The 13,917-nt window shown below is 51.1% G+C and carries 15 protein-coding genes; 2 read left to right on the top strand and 13 right to left on the bottom strand.

What is annotated here, in order from left to right; translation table 11 throughout:
- Position 1 precedes the first annotated feature (1 nt).
- Positions 2-511 carry a hypothetical protein gene (locus tag H8792_RS10555; RefSeq protein WP_185978927.1) on the bottom strand — a complete coding sequence of 170 codons (510 nt, stop codon included), beginning with the start codon at positions 509-511 and terminating at the stop codon, positions 2-4.
- Between the two features lie 140 nt (positions 512-651).
- Here H8792_RS10555 and H8792_RS10550 point away from each other — a divergent pair, with 140 nt between their 5' ends.
- Together H8792_RS10550 and H8792_RS10545 are read left to right on the top strand one after the other, a co-directional pair.
- A complete protein-coding gene (locus H8792_RS10550) occupies positions 652-1,644 on the top strand; it encodes a hypothetical protein (RefSeq protein WP_185978926.1) in 993 nt (330 codons plus the stop codon).
- Between the two features lie 19 nt (positions 1,645-1,663).
- On the top strand, positions 1,664-1,996 hold the full coding sequence (locus tag H8792_RS10545; RefSeq protein WP_185978925.1) for an SMR family transporter: 333 nt from the start codon (positions 1,664-1,666) through the stop codon (positions 1,994-1,996).
- Between the two features lie 21 nt (positions 1,997-2,017).
- On the opposite strand, the gene H8792_RS10540 is transcribed toward H8792_RS10545, so the two are convergent.
- The 12 genes from H8792_RS10540 to H8792_RS10485 all read right to left on the bottom strand — a co-directional run bounded on the left by H8792_RS10540 (position 2,018) and on the right by H8792_RS10485 (position 13,874).
- Complete coding sequence (locus tag H8792_RS10540) at positions 2,018-2,626, bottom strand: chorismate--pyruvate lyase family protein (RefSeq protein WP_185978924.1); 609 nt, start codon at positions 2,624-2,626, stop codon at positions 2,018-2,020.
- Positions 2,627-2,643: 17 nt separating this feature from the next.
- Positions 2,644-4,932 carry an ATP-dependent DNA helicase RecG gene (locus H8792_RS10535; protein WP_185978923.1) on the bottom strand — a complete coding sequence of 763 codons (2,289 nt, stop codon included), beginning with the start codon at positions 4,930-4,932 and terminating at the stop codon, positions 2,644-2,646.
- A 73-nt stretch (positions 4,933-5,005) separates the two neighbouring features.
- Positions 5,006-5,575 (bottom strand): DUF3299 domain-containing protein, encoded by a 570-nt coding sequence (locus H8792_RS10530; protein WP_185978922.1) that lies wholly within the window; start codon positions 5,573-5,575, stop codon positions 5,006-5,008.
- A 16-nt stretch (positions 5,576-5,591) separates the two neighbouring features.
- Complete coding sequence (locus H8792_RS10525) at positions 5,592-6,857, bottom strand: ABC transporter permease (protein WP_185978921.1); 1,266 nt, start codon at positions 6,855-6,857, stop codon at positions 5,592-5,594.
- Complete coding sequence (locus H8792_RS10520) at positions 6,847-7,551, bottom strand: ATP-binding cassette domain-containing protein (RefSeq protein ID WP_228767082.1); 705 nt, start codon at positions 7,549-7,551, stop codon at positions 6,847-6,849. Before H8792_RS10520 ends, H8792_RS10525 begins: the two co-directional genes overlap by 11 nt.
- A 2-nt stretch (positions 7,552-7,553) precedes the next feature.
- Positions 7,554-8,099 (bottom strand): ZrgA family zinc uptake protein, encoded by a 546-nt coding sequence (locus H8792_RS10515; protein ID WP_185978920.1) that lies wholly within the window; start codon positions 8,097-8,099, stop codon positions 7,554-7,556.
- Positions 8,100-8,165: 66 nt separating this feature from the next.
- On the bottom strand, positions 8,166-8,627 hold the full coding sequence (locus tag H8792_RS10510; RefSeq protein ID WP_185978919.1) for a Fur family transcriptional regulator: 462 nt from the start codon (positions 8,625-8,627) through the stop codon (positions 8,166-8,168).
- Between the two features lie 7 nt (positions 8,628-8,634).
- On the bottom strand, positions 8,635-9,822 hold the full coding sequence (gene zigA / locus H8792_RS10505; RefSeq protein ID WP_185978918.1) for a zinc metallochaperone GTPase ZigA: 1,188 nt from the start codon (positions 9,820-9,822) through the stop codon (positions 8,635-8,637).
- Between the two features lie 232 nt (positions 9,823-10,054).
- Positions 10,055-10,381 (bottom strand): c-type cytochrome, encoded by a 327-nt coding sequence (locus tag H8792_RS10500; RefSeq protein WP_228767081.1) that lies wholly within the window; start codon positions 10,379-10,381, stop codon positions 10,055-10,057.
- 45 nt (positions 10,382-10,426) lie between these two features.
- A complete protein-coding gene (locus tag H8792_RS10495) occupies positions 10,427-11,662 on the bottom strand; it encodes a hypothetical protein (RefSeq protein WP_185978917.1) in 1,236 nt (411 codons plus the stop codon).
- 14 nt (positions 11,663-11,676) lie between these two features.
- Positions 11,677-13,059, bottom strand: coding sequence for a c-type cytochrome (locus tag H8792_RS10490; RefSeq protein WP_185978916.1), 1,383 nt, complete (start codon positions 13,057-13,059; stop codon positions 11,677-11,679).
- 287 nt (positions 13,060-13,346) lie between these two features.
- Positions 13,347-13,874, bottom strand: coding sequence for a HugZ family pyridoxamine 5'-phosphate oxidase (locus H8792_RS10485; RefSeq protein WP_185978915.1), 528 nt, complete (start codon positions 13,872-13,874; stop codon positions 13,347-13,349).
- Positions 13,875-13,917 lie beyond the last annotated feature (43 nt).

The raw sequence follows: 13,917 nt of genomic DNA, 5'->3' as shown, positions 1-13,917 counted from the left end.
ACTATTGCAGGCGCGAGCCTTGCGACATTTCCAGAATCGGTTCCAGATTCAGCTGCCAGTTGGCTTTTTGCAATGCCTTATTCATAATTTGCAGCATCGGCGTCAGCAGATTCGGGTGATAGGGCAGCTCTATGCCGTTACCGTCTTCCGGTTCAAGTATCCAGGTTGCTTCCGGAGTGTCCAGATTTTCGAAGGTCATCCGACTGAGTAACAGAGGCTCTTCTCCAAGAGGGAATTCCGGCGCTTCCGGTTCTTCAAACGGTGCCTGCAAGATTGCGCTTAGCATCTCCATGAAATCGTCTTCCATTTCAGGCAGCGATATAGCGTCGTCGTCCAGCAGCATTTCCGGCTTGTTCGGATGTTTACCGTGCAGTGCCGGAAGAAATAGGGTAATAAAGCGCCGGGTCAGCCAGGCCTGATAGAGGCACTGGTTGTGCGTTTTTATTTTTAAGAGTATTCTGTCTTCAACTGCATGATAGGTCGCATGCATTTGATGAATGGAATCTGGCATAGTCAAATTGATCCGTCGCTGGCCTGAGGCATCGAATAAAGGGGGGCACATTGTACCAGAGCCGACGCGCTTCTCGAAGGTTTACGAATCTGTATTCGATTGTGGCCGGTTGTTTGATCCTGCTAAGCGCTTTTCCCTCCGTGGCTGAAGAGACAAAACCGGACCCCGAAAAGAATGCAGAGGCAGAATATTGGCTTGAGCCGATGGAGGAAGGTGCTTTAAAATCCTCGCTCGAAGAGCTTCAATCCACCCAATCCTGGGTTGGGGCCTACGTCGACGATTTCGGCGAAAAAATCGATCGTTTTCTTGGTGACGATCAGATCAACGTCATCCGCAAAGGCAGCCGCCTGAAACTCTATTTCCCTGTTTATTTATATAACGATGGCCGTGCTGATGCGCCGGTTAATTTCAGTGCTCAATGGGACCTGCCGCGAACCAACCATAAATGGAAAATCCAGATTTCCTCGTTTGAAGAATCTCTATATGATGATGTCGGGGGAATTGATGGAAAAGATGCGCCGGAAAGCAACAATCTTCTTAAAACCGAAAAAAACAACCCGACCTCAATCAGCGCCCGCCACTTACTGAGTAGTGAGAAGAATAGCCTGGTCCAGCTCGATTTCGGATTAAATTTTTATGATGTCTGGAAGCCCAACCCCTATTTACGGGTACGCAATCGTATACGTAACGAGCTGAGTTCCGGTGTACATAGTCGTACCACCAATAAGGTGTTTGTTGAACGGCATCAGGGCTTTGGCTGGGAGCTGCAAGAGGTTCTCGATTTCCAAATTGCTATCAATCGTATGGTACGGAGTCAAACTACCGGAACCTGGTGGCAGAAACCCGGGGAATACACCGTTAACCAGAAGTTAATCGACTACCACACGGTCAATCCGCACCGATTGGGCTCTTATTTTATTGACAGCAATTGGACCTTTACCAATGAACGGGCTATCTTCGACAATGTTTCCCTGGGCTTCAACCTGCGCGAGAGGCTGTATAAAGACTGGCTGTTTTCGGAAATCGAACCGAAGGTCACCTGGTACAACGATCTGGAATGGAATGATCCGGAATTACGCCTCATGCTGAAGTTGGAAATGATTTTTTATCGGGCACCTTCCTCGATTAATTAAATGAAAGAGTAAAACATTCATGAACAGTTGGCTGTTATTGGCAATCGCGATCGTTGCGGAAGTGATTGCGACTTCGGCGCTCAAAGCGAGCGAAGGGTTTTCGCGTTTATGGCCGTCTGTTCTGGTTGTTACCGGCTATGCGGTTTCCTTTTATTTTCTGGCTCTGACGCTCAAAACCATTCCGGTCGGTATCACTTATGCGGTGTGGGCCGGAGTCGGAATCGTGCTGATTTCACTGATCGGCTGGGTGGTGTTTGAGCAGAAGCTGGATTGGCCGGCGTTACTCGGAATCGCATTGATTATTGCCGGAGTACTGGTCATTCACCTCTTTTCAAAATCTGCCGCTCATTGAACAACCAACGGTTTAAATTTTTTAGGTTTCGGTCAAACCGGGCAAAAAGACCTCTGTTAAGAGCAGAGGGGCGTTTTGGCGTACAAACACCGAACGGCGGGCGAAACCGGGCTTATTATGCAGTTTTGGATTGGCCAATTTTTCGCTGAGACGAGGCCAGTAGCTGAGAGAATCTTTGGAGAACTCAAACGGTGAACGTTCGAGATTGGGCAATTCAAAAAGTATCTCACCCAGCGGTTGGGTACCGAGTTGTTGCAGTTCATGCCAAGGATTGAGCGCATCCAGTCTCGGGATCACGGTACGGGCATAGACCCAGTTGTTTTGCCCGCATTTCAGTAACACACAGCGCACCCAAGCCTCTTGATTACGCTCCATCAGTAATTTGGCGGCTTCGCTCAACAGTGGCACTTCATAGCGCTCCGACAGGATTTCCACTTCCAGATCAGGACACAAACTGCGCATTCTGGCGGTTAGAGATGTCGGGGTACTCAGCCAGGAACGGATTTTTTGAGTCGGGGCGACCCTTGCGATCAGGCCGGATGGCTTCCAAAACTGCGGCTGAATTGACGAGGCGGATTGCTTTTCTCGCAATAGCGCTTTCAGTTTTGCTATTCGTTCCGCAGCCGACATGGAGTTCCTTTACTTAATCAGGCGTGTTGATAATCGAGTTTCTGGCCGATCCAGCGGTTTTGCAAGGCTTCTGCCAAGGGGGCGTTGCTGGTGACGATCTGCTCCGACCATTGTTTGGCGACCGGCACCCAGCGTGAGTCACGCTTTAAATCGGCAATACGGAATTGTAACCCTCCGGTCTGTCTGGTGCCAAGAATTTCCCCCGGTCCGCGCAGATTGAGATCTTCTTCGGCAATGCGGAAACCGTCATTGGTTTCACGCATAATATTCAAACGCGCCTTGCCGGTTTCCGATAGCGGGGATTGGTATAGCAGCACGCAATGACTCTGTTTGTCACCCCGGCCGACGCGGCCGCGTAGCTGGTGTAATTGTGCCAGCCCTAGGCGCTCGGCGTTTTCGATAATCATCAGGCTGGCATTCGGTACATTGACCCCGACTTCGATCACCGTCGTTGCGACCAGTAAATCCAGTTCATGAGCTTTAAAAGCCTGCATCACCAGCGCTTTCTGCTCGCCTTTCAGGCGGCCGTGAACCAGGCCGATACGCAGATCCGGCCAACGCTCGCTGAACTGATTAGCGGTTACTTCCGCCGCCTGTGCATGCAGCAGTTCCGATTCTTCGATCAACGGGCAGACCCAGTAGGCCTGCACACCGTCTTTGCAGCGTTGATACAGATGCTCCATCACTTCAAAGCGTTTGTTGTTATTGATGACGGCGGTATCGATTGGTTTTCGCCCCGGCGGCAGTTCGTCGATGATCGACAGATCCAGGTCGCCGTAAGCGGTCATGGCCAGAGTCCTTGGTATGGGGGTTGCGGTCATAATCAATTGGTGTGGGTGCACCTCAGACAGTCTGTTTTGAACCATTTCTTTGTTGCTCTCGGGCTTCCGCTGCTCATTTACGCTATTTGTAAACTCCGCTGCTCGCGGCTTGCCTGCCTCGACCTTTAGCAAATTATCTCCCTCTGCTCTTCCCATGCTGTCAGGTTTCCGATGTTCATGGGCTGTTTGATTCGACGTTGTTGAGAGGACTTCGTCCGTTTCTCCCTCAAGTATGATCGATTGTCCTTTTTGCTGCAGAGCCAGACGCTGGTGGACACCGAAGCGGTGTTGTTCGTCGATAATGGCGAGGCCGAGTTTCTGGAAGTTGACGGCGTTCTGAAACAGGGCGTGGGTGCCGATTACGACTTGGGCATCGCCGTTTTCGATACGTGCGAGCTGGTAGCGTCTTTCGGCGGCCTTCATACGTCCGTTCAGCCAGGCAACTTCGATTCCCAAGGGCTCAAGCCATTCCTGAAAAGCGTTAAGGTGCTGCTCGGCGAGAATTTCCGTCGGAGCCATAACCGCCACTTGAAAATCGGCGTCGGCTGCCTGAATGGCAGCCAGGGCAGCAATAACGGTTTTGCCGGAACCGACATCACCCTGTACCAATCTTTGCATTGGGTGTGGGCGCTGCAAGTCGTGTTGAATTTCCTGCAGTACACGCTGTTGGGCTGAAGTCAGAGAAAAAGGCAGCGATGCAAGCAGTTCGTTAACGCGGCGGCTGGAAGGGAAGACCGGCGCCGAACGCTTCTGTTCTTGTTGACGCAGTTTTTGCAGTCCGATCTGCTGGCTGATCATCTCCTCAACAATCAAGCGCTGCTGTGCCGGATGGCGAAACTGCTTGATGGCGATCAGGTCGTCGTCGGCTTGCGGCTGGTGCAGAGTAAACAGGGCGTGAGTTAAAGTCGGCAGTTGCAGTTCTTCAAGCAGGGCTTTCGGCAATAATTCATCAAGCGGATGCGGTTTTAGAGCAGATAATGCCTGACTGATCAGCTTCAGAAAACTGGGTTGACCAAGGCCTTCGGTAGTCGGGTAAACCGGGGTAAGAGTGCTTTCCAGGGCCGGAGGGTTACTCGGGTCGATAAATTGATAGGCCGGATGCACCATCTCCAGCCCGTTAGGACCGAGACGCGCTTCACCGAACACTCTCAGGTGCTTGCCGCGCACAAAGCTCTGTGCCTGACGGTAGTGGTAGTGGAAAAAGCGCAGTGTCAGTACGGCGCCGCCGAGCGATTGAATCTTTACTACCAGGCTGTTACGTCCGCCACGGGTCATGGCCTGGGAGATAATGGCACCTTCGGTTTGGACTTCACTGCCGGGCAGAAGTGATTCGATTGCCAGCAGGCGGGTTTTGTCCTGGTAGCGCAGCGGCAGATGCAGCAGCAGATCCTGAATAACGAACAGACCCAGTTTATGCAGTTTTTCCAGCAGTTTCGGGCCGACTCCTTTGAGTTCGGTCAGCTCTGCTCCGAGTTGCAACGGCATGCGCTTCCTTTAAAGGCTTGATGAAAATAGCGGTTTAAAGGCCGATTCTAGCAAAAAGAGGCGCTTTTGAGATTCAATTTTGCGGTTCCAGCCAGGTACCCTCGCGATCGATGGTGGTTTTGGCGTTGAGAATACGGTAGCCGGCGCTACCGATGTCGGTTTTTGAGCTCTCAATCTCAAGAGTGCCTTCCACGACAAAGGCGTAATCGGCCTGCTCGACCGGAATAGCCTGTCCGGGGGCGGTTTCGATTAATACCGTCTGGTTGGTCGGTGGGGGTGGAACATGAATGCAGGCGCCGAAATAAGGCACCAGTAGAAAGCGCACGATCTTGCCGTTTTCAATATCCAGCGGAGCTAGAAACCCATCGAGTCTGATCGGTTTATGATTCCATTTCTGGTTCATTGGCGAGGCATTGAAGCTATCGAGTATTTTCTGCAGCAGTTTCTGCCCTTCTTCGCTTTCGTCAGGCAGTTGATCGAGCCTTTCCAGATCGGCCTGGTGTTTTTCCAAGATGGCATCGGCATCGTAGCCCGGGGGGAGAAGGTCTTCCCAGTAAATCAGCGTGGAGGACTCTTTTGCCACTGCATGGTCGGCAGCGAAAAGGGACAAAGCGAAAATGCACACGAAAAGAAGCTGTTTCATTGAATCACAATCCGGATCAGAGTTTCGGGGTTAAGCCATCATGCAAGCTGCGCTTATAGGCAATATATGCAGGAATCAAGCTTAAGGCCAGAGCCAAAATGCCAAGCAGTCCCAGCCCTGCTAATTCTTGCGTGGTGAGGAGCGGCAAGCTCGGCATAAATTGCAGCACTTGAGGAAAGCTGTATTTCGCGAGATTGAGCAGACCGTAGAAGAGGGCGATGCCGACGGCACTGGCGCTCAACATTAAAGCAGCGGTTTCAATCGCGAAGAGCTTGAAGACATCGCCAGCGTGACAGCCCAAGGCTCTTAAAATCGCAATTTCCCGTCGCCGCTCGTTCAAAGGAGCCAGTAAAACCATCAAAATATTCAGCAAGGCGGCAGCTAATACCAGCGCCCCGATTGCCCACAGCGATTTTTCGAACATGCCAAGGGTTTTCCAGAATTTGGCCAGAGTGGCTCCGGGCAGGATGGCGCTGAGCGGTTCGTCGGCAAACTGATTGATTTTCCGCTGTACCTTAAAGGTCATAATCGGGTTCTTCAAGCCGACCAGCACTGCGGTCAGAGTTTGTGGCTGCGGGGCCAGTTTGCGCGCTAGTTCCGGTGTCAGGGTCAGTCCGCTCGGGGCACCGTTATGCCAGCCGACGTGAATCGCTTCCAGCGCTTTCAGAGAAACCTGCAAACTATCGTCAATCGGCGTTCCGGTCGGTTCAAGAATACCGACTACGGTAAATATTTGTCCTTTATGCTCGATGGCATGTTGCGGGTTCATGCCGTGCGCCAAAGTCAGCTTGTGTCCGAGCGAATAATGGAAACGACGCGCGACTTCGGAGCCGATGACGACATCGTAAAGGTCGTTAAAAGGTTTTCCTGCGGCGAATTGCAATGCCTGTTTATCGGCATAGCGATAGTGGCGATAGAGGTCCTGATTGGTGCCGAGCACTTGAAAGCCGCGATGGCTGTCGCCGAGCGATAGAGGAATCGTCCAGTCGATTTGCGGCATTTTCTGCAGACTGAGGTAGCTTTGGTAATCGATATTGTGCGTCGCTTCACCGAGGTGGAACAGGCTGTACAGCAGCAGATTAACCGGTCCGCTACGGGCGCCGACAATCAGATCGGTACCGCTGAGACTGTTCATAAAGTGCGCTTTGGTATGGTTGCGTAACTGATCGACACCGATCAATAGAGCGATACTGACCGCTACCGAGAATAGGCTAAGAATCAGAGTCGCTTTGCGGCTCCAGGCACTTTTTAATGCCAGCCGGATCAGGGAGCTAAATGCCATCGTTTTCCTCCGCTGCCGGAGTTAAACGAAAGCTGTGCTCGAAATGGCTTTTCAGACTGTGATCGTGGCTGACGAAAATAATGCTGGCATTGGCGGAAGCAGCGGTCTGAAACAACTGTTCGATAAAACGGTGCCGATGATCGCTGTCCAGTGCCGAAGTCGGTTCGTCGGCAAGAATGATTTCCGGTTTGCCGATCAGGGCGCGTGCCGCAGCGACTCGCTGTTGCTGGCCGACACTCAGGGAATGACTGTTGTTCTGTACAGAGCTTAAACCCAATTGGGCTAACAATGCCTGTGCTTCACGTGAAGCGTTTTCCACCTTAGCCGCCTTCTGCGGCGAGGCTTGCAAACTGAGCAAAATGTTTTCGATCGGGGTCAGATAGGTCAGCAGATTAAACTGCTGGAAAATAATCCCCAGATGGTCGGCACGGAAACGGTCACGCTGGGCGTTTTTCATCTCAGCCAGATCCTGACCCAGCAGGCGAATCGAACCCTGCTGCGGTAGCAAAATACCGCTAAGCAGGTTTAGCAGCGTCGACTTGCCGCTGCCGCTAGGACCTTCGATAAAAAGATGTTCGCCCTGCGCGATTTTGAGTTCCGGGACCTGTAACAGGGCTTTACTACTTCCTGGCCAGGAGAATTGCAGCCGGTCTATTTCCAGTGCTGATTGAACGTTTGGCGATAATGCCATCATTGCTACTCCGAAGTCAGGCGTAATTCCGTTGCGTGTTTATCCAGCGTCTGTGCTGATTGGACGCCTCCGCGCAGCCATTCCACTCTCAATTTCAACAGATGAGGCCAGCTGGCAAACAAGGGTTTTGCGTCGATGACATTCAACTTGGCGGTATCGGCGCATTCAAACTGCCACTCGAAATCAAGATCGCTGTGTCCGCCGGTTTTATGTTGCAGTTCGTCAAGATTATCCTCACGTTCAACCAAACGGCATCCGGCCGCTTGCGGCAGAATAAAAGGCGCGCCTTTGCGGAGCTGTTGACGTTTCTGTTCGAAAAGTTCTTTCTGTTGTTTGGTTTGCGGAGCATGTTCGAAACCGAACAGATTATGTGCCGGACTTTCCAGGTCGATCATCAATTGTTTTCCGGCAATTGCGACATCCATTTCGGCAATACCGTGTTCATGGGCACCGTGTTCGTGATGATGGTGCTCGTCTTCGGCATATGCCGACAGCGAACTTCCGAGCAGAAGAGGGAAAAGAGCAGTGTAAATAAGGGGTTTTATAGACATGAATAAGCCCTTGCAGTTAAAGGTTTCAGCAGATCATATTGGCAGTTGGTCATCAAAAGAATGACATCATATTGAAGATGCGCATTGCCGGCATAAGCCGTGAATTTCAATCGCCGTCGAGTTGGGGGTGAATTGATAAGCGGCGGCTTCGTTCAACAGTTTTTGCCAAATTGACTCTTCCATTTCGATCTCTTGGAGCTGGCCGCATTCGTCACAGATCAGAAACTGGGTAAATCCGTGATGAGAATGGCCGTGCCCGAGATGGTCGCAGACAATATATTGGCGTGTCGAAGAGAGGCGATGCACCGCATCAATCTGTTCGAGAAAATTCAAAGCGCGGTAGATGGTCATCGGTTGCGCCTTGGGGTTATATTCGTTCTGGTAGCTTTGTAAAATCTCGTAGGCACTCTGCGGCTGGGTGTTTTGCAGCATGATGCGCAATACCTGTTCGCGTAAAGGAGTCAGTTTGACGCCGTTGTTTTGACATTGAATGCGTACTTGGGTCAGATTTTGTTCTAGCGAATCCATAAGTTGATTAAGCCTCTCGAAACGGGTCTTGCAGTTGATACCAGTATTCTACGCCAGCATGTAACTCTTCGTCGCTCAAAAGGCAGGAATCCAACTGGTGGCAAACCTGATCGGCATCCAGATCCTGGCCGATAAACACCAGTTCCTGACGCATGTCGCCGAAAGGTTCCTGCCATTTTGCCTGAATGAATTTGCGCGCTTCTTCGTCTTGAGGCCATTGCGATTCGGGAACCGCTTTCCAGAACATGCCGGCCCAACCGTGGTGGGCGATCCCGCCGGCCTGACTCCATATACCGGCCATCTGCGGCTGGCTTGCCAGCCAGAAATAGCCTTTGGATCTTAGCAGACGTCCCTGTTGCCAGTCCTGATGCAGGAAATTCCAGAACTTTTGCGGATGGAAAGGTTTGCGTGCCTTATAGCTGAAGCTGGCGATACCGTACTCTTCGGTTTCCGGAATATGCTCACCGCGCATTTCCTTAAGCCAGCCCGGAGCCAGCTGCGCTTTGGCAAAGTCGAACAAGCCGGTATTCAACAGACGGCTCAGATCGATTTCACCGTTGGAGATCGCATGGACTTCGGCATCCGGGTTCAGGGTTTTCAGCACTCCGTAAAGTTGTTGGCGCTGCTTTTCGTCAATCAAATCGGTTTTGCTGATCAGCAGGACATTGGCGAACTCGATCTGATCGATGAGCAGGTCGGCCACATTGCGTTCGTCTTCCTCACCGAGACTCTCTCCGGCTTCCTGCAGAGACAAAGCGCGTTGGTAATCTTTCAGGAAATTGACTCCGTCCACCACAGTCACCATGGTATCCAAACGTGCGACATCCGACAGCGAGCGCCCGCTTTCGTCGGTAAAGGTAAAGGTTTCGGCCACTGGCAAAGGTTCGGAGATACCGGTCGATTCGATCAGCAGGTAGTCGTAGCGGCCGCTCTCTGCCAGTGCGGAGATCTCCACCAGCAGATCTTCGCGCAGAGTGCAGCAGATGCAGCCGTTGGACATTTCGACCATTTTTTCTTCGGCGCGATTCAGTTGGACGTCATTTTGCAGCAGTGACGAATCGATATTGATTTCGCTCATATCGTTGACGATGACCGCTACTTTCAGGCCTTGCCGGTTTTGCAGGATATAGTTCAGAAGGGTGGTTTTTCCGGCGCCCAAAAACCCGGATAGGACGGTAACAGGTAAAGATTTCATCTTTTTAAGTTTCCTAAGATGCACAGTGATTCGCCAAAGCGGAAAGAAATAATAGTTATGTTATAACATAACTATTTGTTTGACGAGCCTTTTGTAATCGAGCCTTTTGTAATCGAGCCTTTTGTAATCGAGCCTGGAGTGAAGAAGATGCGGAGATAAGAAAATCGTTTGAGGAGTGGTTTGGGAAAAGCCGCCGAGAACGGCGGCTGAAGATTAGGCTTTAGGCTCGGATTTATTGAAAGGTTGCGAAATAAGCGCTGATATTGGCGATGTCGTCTTCGCTGAGAATTTTTGCCATCGGTGCCATGACAGGATCAAGGCGAGTGCCGTTTTTGTAACCTTTCAAGGCGATACTGAGATATTTCGCACTCTGTCCGGACAGGTTCGGGTATTGCGGTAGAATCGCTCTCCCCTGTTCGCCGTGGCAGGAGAAACACAAAGCCGCTTTCTGCTTGCCTTGCTGCACATCGCCAGCCTGGACCGATTGAGCGCTGGCAGCAGTGATTAATGTCACCGAAACGAGTGAGGCTTTCAGTACAGATTTCATGGGTGTTTTCATAAAAAGAATCCTTTAAATTTATATTTGCAAAGTCAGACCGCAAAATTAAACGTTGTGTAACCAGACCCAGATCCCGGTCAAAAAGAAGACGGCAATCCAGCCGATCATAATGCCAACCGCTGCGGAACCGAGCTGCGACACCTGTTTAGAGGCCTGGTACATGCCTTGTGTTCGCCCCGCCTTGTAGATGGCCGTCAGGAAAAAGCCGCCGACCAGACCGCCGACGCCGATCAGAGTCATAAAAAACAGGGCAGTACTGGGGATGTCTTCCATCACTTTGTAATCGGTAATGTCGTAGTCGAACGGCAGCATATAGTGAATACGCAAGGCTTCGCGGAAGATACCGATCAATGCGATTAAGCCGAACGCCATTGCCAGAGAGAAATAACTTGCCGGCATTTCACGGCTTTGTTTGCCTTTGATGATGGCGGCAAATACCGCCATAAACAGCAGGATGCCCCATGAAAGTGGACTTTGCAGTGCCTGTAGATGTTCCGGAAGATCGAAGAGCCACCAGACGAAGGTCACGCTCTGCATTAGCAGACCGGCGAAGGTGAATTTTCGCCCGAGACGATTAACGAACGTCAGATAATGGTGCTCTTTGTCTTCGCGAACCTTGTAGTAGTGGGCGTAAGCGCTGAGGAAAGCCCCGAGAACCGTAATACTCATCGCCATGAAAAACAGGAAACGCCCGGGTTGATAAGCGTGAAGACCCGTTCCCGACATGTCTGCCTGACCGTCTGCGCTGTACCAGCTTAACCACTGTTCCGGCAATAAAGCCTGATAAGACAGAACGTGCATGATGAAGCCGTCCAGCACGAACATTGCCAGACCGAAGATTCCCCACCAGATTGCAGAGTTTTTGACACCGTCGTGGTTTTTGAAATAGAACACAAACCAGCTTGAGTAACCGAGAATCAGCGTAAAAATAAAACCGATCGCCCAGGCGGCCGACAGCACATTCGAGCTGTACCATTGCGGGTCGTAGATGACCTGTGTGAATAGCAGAGGGGCAACGCCAAGTACGATCAGCATGCTGACACTGACTTTAGCGGCTTTAGTCATCCCCTGGGATAGCTGATTCCAATGCCGATTTTGCCGATGCTGAAAAGCGTAGAGCGATAAAAGTGCGCTACCGAGCGTGATATTGACGAACAGCATGTGAAATACCCAAGTGAAAACCATCAACACCTGAAAGACCACCGGGTGGGAAGGGATCCCGGCCGGATCGCGCAAGACCTGTAAGGTGGCCGCGACCGTTTCGTTAGCGGTTAATTCCATAAAAATCTCCTTGATTAACGGGACTCGGCCAGAGTCAATTGCTTCATGGCCGCTTGCGGTTGCGACAGGCTGGCAAGGTATTCGGCTACCAGTTGCTGTTCGAATTCCGGTAACGGAATGCGCGGCATATAAGGTACGGTGCCGTTATATAAAGCACCGCCAAGGTAGGCTTTGATCATGGCGACATCGGTTGAACCGTGCAGTTTTTGCGGCATGGGTCTCAGACCTGTGTTTTCCATGCTGTGGCAGTTGGCACACATCACTTTGGCGATGAATTCTCCGGCCTGCAGGCGATTGGTCTCGGTCACTTCCCGTAGCGAGACTGGTGTGAACGGATGCGTTTTTAAAACACCGTGTTCGGCAATCTGCGGCAAATTGGATTTGATCTGCTTGCCTTCAACATCGCGGGCGATGGTCTGATTGGAGTAGATATATTGACCAGCCACATACGGCTTGCGGATCGACTCGCGCGAACGTTCTTCCGGCCAGAGCCCGGCAATCGCGATGATTGCGGTCATGGCGACGGCAAAGCCCTGCTTCAGCTGTAAAGGTTTCCAGGCACTCCAGGCAAAATAGATCAGGGTTGCCGCCAGAACCGCAAACAGTGTCGGTGCAATGTAACTTGGCAGCTGAGTCTGCATAATGATGCGGGCGTTTTCCGGCAGGGTCTGCACATACCACATCCACATGATCAGGCCGAGAAAGACTCCGGCGATGCCCATTTTTGACAGGAAGCGGGTGATTTCGATACGTACTTCTTTGTCTTTCATGGTTGCCGCCAGAATACCGCCGACCGCTCCGGCAATCGCGAACATAAAGGCGGTACGCAGGCCGAGGTGGGCAAAGAAGTTGAGATTGAAGAAAGCGTCCAGTGTCGAGCCGGTCTGATACCAGCTTTCATTACCCGGCCACATCATAAACGACAGGATACCGACTATCAGCAGCATAGTGGCCCAGGAGGCCAAAGCGAAGGTCCAGGTCAGTTTCAAGTGGGTTTTCGGATCGATTTTTCCGATCAGATAGACCAGTGCATAGACCCCGATGACTTCGACGGTGAAATAGACCCATTCGGCAGCCCATACCCAGACGAAGTTGTGAATCAGTCCTCCGACCCCTTTGGGCGAAGCGACGGTAATCGCGTACCAGATACCCGGGCCGGTAATCGAGCCGATAATGTAAGAAAAGACCAGCAGGAAGACGCCGTATTTTTTGATGTATTCCATTAGTTCGGGTTTGTTTTCCCGCACCGCTTTGGTTTCAATCAGGGCAAACAGCCACGAGGCGCCGACTGAAGTGTGTGATGCCAGAACGTGGATGGTTCCGATAATCCCCATTACCCAGGCAGAACCGATAACAGGCACATACCAGCTGGGATAGAGGCCGAGGGTTTCGAGCATTTTTTCCTCCTAGATTCAAATGAACTCAAACAGCAGAAATTGTTGAAGAGCCCGCGTCGCGTCCCTGCTCAACGGGCAAAACGTATTAGCATTTACTTATGGGTCATAAACCAAGTTTATAAGTCAATGATTTATAAGTCTTTTGCTATACGGATAGGAAATATATAGGAGGTTTGAAAAGTGGACAATGCGACACAGTGTCGCACCCCGGAGAGAAATATTCCGTTGGAGATCGGCGGGGACGGCTTGGATTTACACCGTCCTTTTGATTGTTTACAAGGAGGAGGTCAGGCGGTTTTTTCCCGGGATTTTCCATGACCGCGATCGCGGATATGGGTCACTTCCGACAAGTTTTCCCCTTCTAAGCGATAAGCTTGTGCAAAGCCTCGAACATAGCCGGCACTTTGCGGCGTCAGTTCGAAGAGATGAAAATCTTCCAATGGTCTCAACATCTGAATAATCTCGCCGAATTTATCTTCCATCTTTTCGATAATTTTGTGCCATATCTCGCTATCGCGCGGTACTCGCAAAGCGCGAGTTTCCAAGGTTGCTCTCTTGCGCGCAAACAGATGTTTGGCGTTTTCTTCATTCTCGATAAACAACAGGCTCGCTCGAGGGTGTTCAAGCAGATTCAAAGTGTGTTTCGACAGCTCTGAAACATAGATATAAAAGCGATCGATGTCCTTCAAAACCGGTGCATAACTGGCCTCCGGGCGCTGATGTGGGTCAACTGTTCCGAGAATGACGCTGTTATGACTGAGGGTAAATTCCTGAAACTCTTTGTGAATTCCGGCAAGAGTCGGCTGGTTTGACATTTTTTTTCTCCATTTTAATTGACAATTAAAATCATATATTAAT

Source organism: Thiomicrorhabdus heinhorstiae (assembly GCF_013391765.2).
Taxonomy (GTDB): domain Bacteria; phylum Pseudomonadota; class Gammaproteobacteria; order Thiomicrospirales; family Thiomicrospiraceae; genus Thiomicrorhabdus; species Thiomicrorhabdus heinhorstiae.
This window is presented reverse-complemented; position numbering and strand designations above follow the sequence as displayed.